Annotated in this window: 5 protein-coding genes; 2 read left to right on the plus strand and 3 right to left on the minus strand. The window is 70.9% G+C overall.

What is annotated here, in order from left to right; translation table 11 throughout:
* Positions 1-179 precede the first annotated feature (179 nt).
* Together ACFYY8_RS38175 and ACFYY8_RS38180 are read right to left on the minus strand one after the other, a co-directional pair.
* Complete coding sequence (locus ACFYY8_RS38175) at positions 180-3,437, minus strand: hypothetical protein (protein WP_390049757.1); 3,258 nt, start codon at positions 3,435-3,437, stop codon at positions 180-182.
* A complete protein-coding gene (locus tag ACFYY8_RS38180; protein ID WP_390049759.1) occupies positions 3,434-4,762 on the minus strand; it encodes an SWIM zinc finger family protein in 1,329 nt (442 codons plus the stop codon). The genes ACFYY8_RS38175 and ACFYY8_RS38180 overlap by 4 nt, the downstream gene beginning before the upstream one ends.
* A 120-nt stretch (positions 4,763-4,882) precedes the next feature.
* Between ACFYY8_RS38180 and ACFYY8_RS38185 the strand changes: the two genes are divergently transcribed.
* Positions 4,883-5,263 carry a glutaredoxin domain-containing protein gene (locus ACFYY8_RS38185; RefSeq protein ID WP_390049761.1) on the plus strand — a complete coding sequence of 127 codons (381 nt, stop codon included), beginning with the start codon at positions 4,883-4,885 and terminating at the stop codon, positions 5,261-5,263.
* Between the two features lie 89 nt (positions 5,264-5,352).
* Here the strand turns inward: ACFYY8_RS38185 and ACFYY8_RS38190 are convergent, their stop codons facing one another.
* Complete coding sequence (locus ACFYY8_RS38190; protein WP_390049763.1) at positions 5,353-6,321, minus strand: pirin family protein; 969 nt, start codon at positions 6,319-6,321, stop codon at positions 5,353-5,355.
* A 306-nt stretch (positions 6,322-6,627) separates the two neighbouring features.
* Between ACFYY8_RS38190 and ACFYY8_RS38195 the strand changes: the two genes are divergently transcribed.
* The gene (locus ACFYY8_RS38195) at positions 6,628-7,599 is read left to right on the plus strand and encodes a bile acid:sodium symporter (protein ID WP_390049765.1); all 972 of its coding nucleotides are present in this window, start codon (positions 6,628-6,630) and stop codon (positions 7,597-7,599) included.
* Positions 7,600-7,728 lie beyond the last annotated feature (129 nt).

Here is a 7,728-nt window from a genome sequence, read left to right on the forward strand (position 1 = left end):
CGCGCGGCCCGATGTGTTAGTGGCGGCCGGAGCGGCGAACCGGTCTCACCGGACGGGCGGCGGCCGGGAAGTCATCCCCGAGGACGGACCCGGGTGGATGCCACCGAGGGTTCCGGCGCCGAGATCATCACGATCACCGCCTCTCGGAGTCGGCGACCACCGCGTACGGCAAAAGCCGATCACTCCCCGTGGCGACCGTGGCCGGCAGGAGAGAACGCGGCACCCTCGGTGAGCTGGGAGTGAAGGCGCCTGCACTCGTGGACGAGGCGGATCCTCCGGCGGCTGCGCGCGAAACCGGCGACGACCGGGATCTCTCCGCTCGCACCGGTCCAGCGTGCCACGTCGGTGGCGAAGGCGACGAGCTCGGCGTGGGTCACGGTGATGCGCTGTCCCTCGCCCGGCAACATCCCGGGCAGCAGAGCGCACAGGATGCTCCACACCTCCTGGTGGCCACCGGCGTCGGCCAGCCTGGTCAGGGCCGCGATGGCGGAACGGGTCTCCAGCCAGGTCCTGCGCAGCACCAGCGCGAGCTGACGGCCGATCTCCTCGGCGGGCAGTTCGCCCCTGGCGGCCATGCTCAGGACCAGCGGGATCACGCCCGGAACGCCTCCGACCAGGAGGTAAGCGAGGATCACCGCCGTGGACTCGCCCATCGGGCCCTGGGCGATCTCCAGGCCGGTGATCTCCGTGGGCGTCCCCCACGTGCCCCAGCGGCCGCGCAGCAGGAAGGGCAGGAAGTTGACGGCCACGACCTCGCGGTGCGAGGGGAGCATGGCGGGCCACGCCTGGAGCGTGCCGCCGTACTCGTCGACCGTCCAGTCGAACGGCTGACGCAGCAGCACCTCGTCGATCAGCCGATGGCCGGTCGGGACCGTCACCCGCAACACCGGCTGCAGCCTGACCTCGGTGAAGTGCTCCGGTTCGCCGTCGCCGAAATCGACCATGGACGCGTTCACCATGTGGCGCCACACGTGGCCGCACTCGGGGTCGGCCATGCCGTCACCGGCGAGCCAGCGGGCGGCCGAACGCGCCGCCTCCGAGTCGACCTTGACGGCCCGCTCTGCCGCGGCCTGATGGCTGCCCCGCGGCAACCGCAACAACGCCTGCGCCAGGTCGGCCGGGGGCGGTTCGACTCCGGCGGCGGCGCAGGTCTCCAGCCGGTCGACCAGCACGTCGGGATCGAGATGGCCGCTCATCCAGGTCGGAGTGGCCAGCAGTACGGGCGGCAGGGTGCCGTTCCTGAGCGCTTCGACGAGTTCCACGTAGCGGTGCAGCAGGAAATCATGAAGTGGGGAGACGCGATTGGGGTGGGGCAGGTGGTTGCGTCGCCGCCACTCGTCGTGCTCGGGCAACTCCTTGGGCATGAAGGAACGCAGCCGGGACGGGACGAAGACGACGGTCACCTCCACGAGCGGCTCGTCCGGGCCTGGCGGGGGTACCCGCTCACCCGCCCGCATCGCCGCGATCCGGGCGGGGTCCAGACCGAGCTCGGCCATGCGCTCGTAGGCATGATCGAGGATGAAGGACGGCATGGCCTCGGCGGAGTCGTCGTACAGGACGCCGGGCCTCCTCCGCGCCGGATGGAGGCGATCCGGCAGCTCGTCGTCGTCGATCTCCTCGTCCTCCTCGTCCTCCTCGTCGTCGAAGGCGTCGGAGGGACACGACTGCTCGACGTCGGCGGGGGAGTCGTACAGGTGGATCCGCCCCCCGGTGAAGGGGACCCGTTCGTCGCCCTCGCGGGCAGTCGCCCCGTCCGGGCCGTCGTCGCTGTTCCAGGTGATGAAGAAGGCGCGCAGCGGAGCGTCGTCGTCGAGGTAGCGGCCGGGCCGGTAGACGCCGCCTATCGTGATCCCTCGGATCCGCTGCTCCGGATCGGGCTCCTCGCCACGGGTGAGGACACGTACTCGTACGGAGTGGTTCGCGCTGTCCCAGAACTTCCGCGGCTCGACCGGCGGCAGCTCTGGAACGCTCCCAGGAGTGACGAGCTCGGCGGACAGCGCCGACTGCCAGTCGCCAGGGTCGAGGCGCGCCTCCCCGGAGCGCCGGTACCCCTGGTTCTGCTCGGCACGAGGCTTGAGTCTGCGGCGCAGCTCCACCCGGTCGTCGGCGGCTCCGGCGACGAAGGCCGCCAGCCAGCACTCCTGGCCGATCCAACGCTCATGGTGGTTGGGGGAGATCGACGGCTCGGGGAACCTCCGCGCCTCCGGCGGCTCGGGCAGCGGCGGGAACTCCTTGCTCTCCAGCGGTTCCTCCACCGGAGCCTCCCCGCCGAACCTCTCGGCCAGCTTCACCCCCAGGTCGACGGGCAGCTGGTGGACGCCGTCGAGGATCGCCTCAGGGCGGCCGGCGAACAGGCCGGCGTGCTTCAGGGTCAGCTCAACCGCGCGGTTGCGCACGTCAAAGGACTTGTGCGCGTACGCCGTGGTCAGCGCGGTCACGAAATCGGCGGCCGTCTCGGGAGTGGCCCGGATCGCCTGGTCGAGCCAGCGCAGGCCCGTGGCGGCGAGCTTGGCCTCATCCCGGAAGGTGAGCGCCTCGACCGCCTCGACCAGGTCGGCATGGTCGAGCGGCATCGCCCCACGTACCTGCTCGGCGGCCAGTTCGGCGACCGTTCCCGGAGCCGACGGCAACAACCGCAGGTAGTCACGCAGGCGGGGCGCGGACTCCTCGGGAGTGGGGGCGAGGAGCGTGTGCAGCCGGACGAAGAACCGCAGGTCCTGCGCCTCGCCGCCGCGCAGGAAACGGCTCACGCAACCGTCGAGCGCCTGTTCCCTGGGCAGCTGGCGGGCGGCGGCGGCCAGCCAGCGGGTCGGCCGGGGCTCCAACCGCTCGTCACGGAGGGCGCGGCCCGCACCGTCGGCGTCGAAGACACGAGGCAGCAGCACGGGGGTCAGCGGGTCACCGGCCACGCTCGGCGCGGCCAGCCAGGCGGCCACCAGCGGGTCGTGGTCGGGCGGCACCGCGCCGGACTCGCGCAGTAGCGCCACAGCCAGCGGCGCGATCCGGTCGCCGGGACGGCGCACCCGCTGGACCAGCCGGACCGCGACATCACGACGCCACTGTTCGGGGCGGGTGGCCGCCACCCGGCACACCTGGGCGACGTCGACAGCCTCGGCCCAGCGGCGATTGACGTCGCGTCCGGTCATCCACGTCACCGCCGCCGCAGGGCCGGTGATGACGCCGACACCGGTCAGCAGCAGCCCGCCCGCCAGTCTGTCGAGCAGGTCGCCGACCTCCCAGAAGACCGTCTCCTCGAAGTCGTCGGGGTGATCGGCGCGCATCTGCTCGGTGAGGGTACGGCGCAGCTCCTTGACGAGGCCGGGCAACCGCCCGCCCAGTTCGGCGCGCTCCTCCTCGGTGAGCGTGACCAGCCGGGCGGCCAGGCGGGTGACCTGGTTACGGGCGACCAGGTCACAGATCTCCGCCCAGAGAGTCATCGGGAGACCTCCACGGCGGCACGGGCGACGATCCGGGCGGCCAGCACGTGTTTGCACGGCCCACGGGAGCCGCGATGGTCCCACCACCACTCACAGGTGCAGGACCCGTCGGTCAGCGAGACCCGGCGCTCGCCGCCCGAGGTCCGGACGGTGGCCAGCTCGCCTTCGAGGCGTACGGCTCCCGCGTCGACGAGCTTGCGCGCCTTGGCCAGCCGTGGGTTGAGCAGGATCACGTTGTCCTTGTCGTAGGGCAGCTCACGGTGGAAGTGGGCGGCCTCCGACAGGTCGTAGCCGACCCGTCCTGCGACACCGAGCTGCGTCAGCGCGGCCCGCACCCGGCCGGCGGGGATGCCCGCGCGGTCGGCCAGCAGGCCGATCTCGATCTCGGGCTCGAAGTTGAGCAGCATGCCCACCACGTCGGCGTCGTTCTCGGCCTCGTCTGTGGCCAGGTCGTCGAGCACCGCGCCCTCACCGGAGAAACCGCGCCAGCGCTCAGGCGAGAGGGTGAGCGTGTAGCGCATGCCGGGGAGCTCCAGTTCCCAGGCGCTGCAGGCGGCGTCGGCCGGGCCGTACATCCGCAGGGACTTCGCGAAGCGCAGCAGCGGCAAGAGGGTGCCGAGCCGGTTGGGGCCGGCGAGCTGGACCGAGCCGGGGACCCTCCGGTCGGAGACCTTCAGCTCCCGTCCCACCTGCGCCACCCACACCGTGCCTTTCTTGGGCAGCCCGCGCAGGAACCGCACCGCCGCCATGCCGGTCAGCTCACCGCGCTGGTCCATGCCCGAGGCGATGACCTGCACCTCGGCGAAGCCGCGTAGCCAGCGCTCGGGCAGCGGCACCTTCTTCTCCACCACCGCGCCGTCCATCGTGGTCACGACCAGTTCGTCGAGCCCGACTCCCAGGTGCAACGGATCACGCGCGCCGATACGCGCCAACGCCTCCCGGAGCGGCGCGTTCACATCGACGTTGGTGGTGCCCCGGTCGAAGACCTCACCGTCGAGCGCGCCGCCCAGCAGATCAAGCCGGGCGTACACGCCTCCGCAGGCCGAGAACGACTCGAACCGCAACCGGTCTCCGTTGCACGTCACCACCGGGTCACGCACCCAGCCAGGCCGCGACTGCGGCTGGTGGTAGCGGGCCAGCGCCACGTCGGCGACGCCGAGCAGGGCCGCCGCGGCAGGGGCCGCCTGGGTCACCACGCCGCTGAAGAACCGGGGGGCCATGGCAGGGCCGGACAGGGCCCGCCCGCCGGAGGTCGCCAATCCGAGACGCCCGTCGACAAGGGAGGAAGGCGCGGCGTACGTGTACGCCTGCGTCGCTGAAGTCATGGCCGGGACACTAGATCACCCCACCGACAACCCCGAGGGACGACGACCGGCGCCGCGTCCGGGCGATGTGCACCTTGACAGGGACCAGAGATGCGAAGGGGTCTTTGAGATAGTTTCCCCATGTCCTCTTCGCAAGTCGTCCTCGTCGTCGTGCTTGTGTTGCTGATCGCCACGAACCTTCCACGCCGGGGCCGGGCGACGTCGTACAAGGACGCGGACCACAAGGGCGTGGTCGTCTACTGGCGCCCCGGCTGCAGGTACTGCATGAAGCTCCGCACACAGCTGCGCTTCACACGGCTGCGCTACAGCGAGGTCAACATCTGGAAGGACCCTGACGCGGCGGCGTTCGTCCGCTCGGTCGCGGATGGGAACGAGACCGTGCCGACCGTGACCGTGGCCGGGAAGGCGATGGTGAACCCCTCGAAGAGCCGGCTGTTCGAGGCGGTCAGGGAGCACGCCCCGCACCTGATGCCCGGCGCCGGGAAGCCGACCGGAACGTGACCGACGGGACAGGCCTGATATCCGGCCCCGGAGGTGTCGATGTTCGTCTGGGCGGGTCCGACCCCGCCCAGACGGTGGAGACGGGTGCGTCAGGCGTGGTCCCCAGCGGGGATCGAGCCCAGGCGGCCTGCCTTGTAGTCGTCGAAGGCCTTGACCAGTTCCTCGTGGGTGTTCATGACGAACGGTCCGTAGTGGGCGACCGGCTCGCCGATGGGCTCGCCGCCGAGGACGATGACCTCCAGGCCCGAGGTGGGTGAGGCGGTGATCGTGATGGTCTCGGCGTCGGTGGCCAGGCCGGGCCGGTTGCCGAAGCCCTCGAAGACGGCGAGCTGCCCGCCGGTGATGGACGCCTTCTCCGCGCCGACGCTGCCCTTGCCGGACAGCGCGTAGACCAGGGCGTTGAAGTCCTTGCGCCAGGGCATCGTGAGCTGCGCCCCGGGGCTGATGCTGGCGTGCAGCAGGGTGATCGGGGTGTGGGTCGCACCGGGCCCGGCGTGCCCGGCCACGTCACCGGCGATCAGCCGTACCAGGGCGCCACCGTCGTGGCTGCTGAGCAGGGCGACGTTGGCACGTCCGATGTCCTGGTACTTCGGGGTGAGCATCTTGTCCTTTGAGGGGAGGTTCACCCAGAGCTGGATGCCGTGGAAGAGACCACCCTGCTGGACGAGCCACTCCGGCGGGGCCTCGATGTGAAGCAGGCCCGATCCGGCGGTCATCCATTGGGTGTCGCCGTCGGCGATGACACCGCCGCCGCCGTGGGAGTCCTGGTGGACGAACGTGCCGTCGATGATGTAGGTGACGGTCTCGAAGCCGCGGTGCGGGTGCCACGGCGTGCCCTTGGGCTCACCTGGCGCGTAGTCCACCTCGCCCATCTGGTCCATCATGATGAACGGGTCGAGGTATTCGAGCTTGATCGCCGCCAGGGCCTTGCGGACGGGGAAGCCCTCGCCCTCGAAGCCGCTGGGCGCGGTCTCGACGGCGAGCACCTTCCGGCCGATCCCCAGGTCCTGCGGGATGCGGGGCAGGGCCAGGACGTTGTCGACGGTTACGGCGGGCATGTCTGCGCTCCCTTCAGCGTGGTTCGCCACTCACAACTCAGTTGATGTTTCAACTATTCCGGGGCGGCGGGCCGCCGCGCACAATGATCGTCCGGTGGCGGGGCTCGGCACCAGGTGATCTCCGGGCACGGGCATGCCGCGAGGCACCGCTCTTGGTGGTGCGGCCACCGGCCGCGGGCACGGACCCGCCGAGCCGACCCGAGGGTCTAGCCTTGCCGGCGTGCGCGTTTCCCGAGGTCGCGACCGGCCCGGGCAGGCGGCGCGCATGTGCCCTCGGGACGAGAGGAACGAAGAGACACCGTGGACATGAGCCGAGCCGTGGAGTGGTGGGACAGGCGCCAGATCCTCCTCTATCTGGCCGCGATCGCCGCCGGCGCGTTCGCGGGACTCACCGCTCCCCGGATCGCCCCGGCTCTGGAGCACGCGATCAACCCGGTGCTGGCGCTGCTGCTGTTCGCGACCTTCCTCGCCGTGCCGATGGCCGAGATCGGACGGGCCTTTCGTGACGTGCGCTTCCTGGCCACGGTGCTGGTGGCGAACTTCGTCGTCGTACCGGTGATCGTCTATGGCCTGTCCCGGTTCGTCGCCGACGACCGGGGGCTGCTCCTGGGGTTGCTTCTGGTGCTCCTGACCCCGTGCGTCGACTACGTGATCGTCTTCACCGGCCTGGCAGGTGGGGCACGAGCGCGGCTGCTGGCGGCGGCACCGCTGCTGATGCTCGCGCAGATGCTTCTGCTGCCCCTCTACCTGCTGGTGTTCGCGGGCTCGGACGTGCTCGCCGTGGTCGAGGTCACCCCGTTCCTTGAGGCGTTCGGCGTGCTCATCGCCGCGCCGCTGGCCGCCGCGGCGATCGTGCAGACGCTCGCGCGCCGCCACCGGGCCGGCCGTACCGTCGAGGAGGTCATGGCCGGAGCCATGGTGCCGCTGATGATGGCCGTCCTCACCGTCGTCGTCGGCTCTCAGATCGCCGCGGTCGGCTCCCAGGCCCTCGCCCTGGTGCGCCTGATCCCGCTGTACGCCGCCTTCGTGGTGTTCGCCGTCGCCGTCGGCAGGCTCGCCGCCCGGGTGGCAAGCCTCGATGTGGCGGCCACCCGGGCGGTGATGTTCTCCGCCGCCACCCGCAACTCCCTGGTCGTGCTGCCGCTCGCCCTGGCCCTGCCCGCCGTACTCGGCATCGCGCCGCTGGCGGTGGTCACCCAGACCCTGGTCGAACTGGTGGCGATGGTCGTCCTCGTCCGCCTCGTTCCCAGACTGGTTCCCGAACCGCTGACGGTCTGAGAGAGGCTCCCGAAACGACGGAACCCCCGGCCCGCCCTCCTTCTAGTGGTCGTCGCAACACCCCAGCTTGGGGAGTGCGATGGGGTTCGAGATCCGAGTGGATCGAAAGCCGCAAGGGCCCAAGAAGCT

The organism is Streptosporangium sp. NPDC001559 (assembly GCF_042893955.1).
Lineage (GTDB): Bacteria > Actinomycetota > Actinomycetes > Streptosporangiales > Streptosporangiaceae > Streptosporangium.

Excerpts from the sequence above, each read along its gene's own strand:
- ACFYY8_RS38190 (WP_390049763.1), bottom strand. The coding sequence starts at position 6,321 with ATGCCCGCCGTAACCGTCGACAACGTCCTGGCCCTGCCCCGCATCCCG.
- ACFYY8_RS38185 (WP_390049761.1), top strand. The coding sequence starts at position 4,883 with ATGTCCTCTTCGCAAGTCGTCCTCGTCGTCGTGCTTGTGTTGCTGATC.
- ACFYY8_RS38175 (WP_390049757.1), bottom strand. The coding sequence starts at position 3,437 with ATGACTCTCTGGGCGGAGATCTGTGACCTGGTCGCCCGTAACCAGGTC.
- ACFYY8_RS38195 (WP_390049765.1), top strand. The coding sequence starts at position 6,628 with ATGAGCCGAGCCGTGGAGTGGTGGGACAGGCGCCAGATCCTCCTCTAT.
- ACFYY8_RS38180 (WP_390049759.1), bottom strand. The coding sequence starts at position 4,762 with ATGACTTCAGCGACGCAGGCGTACACGTACGCCGCGCCTTCCTCCCTT.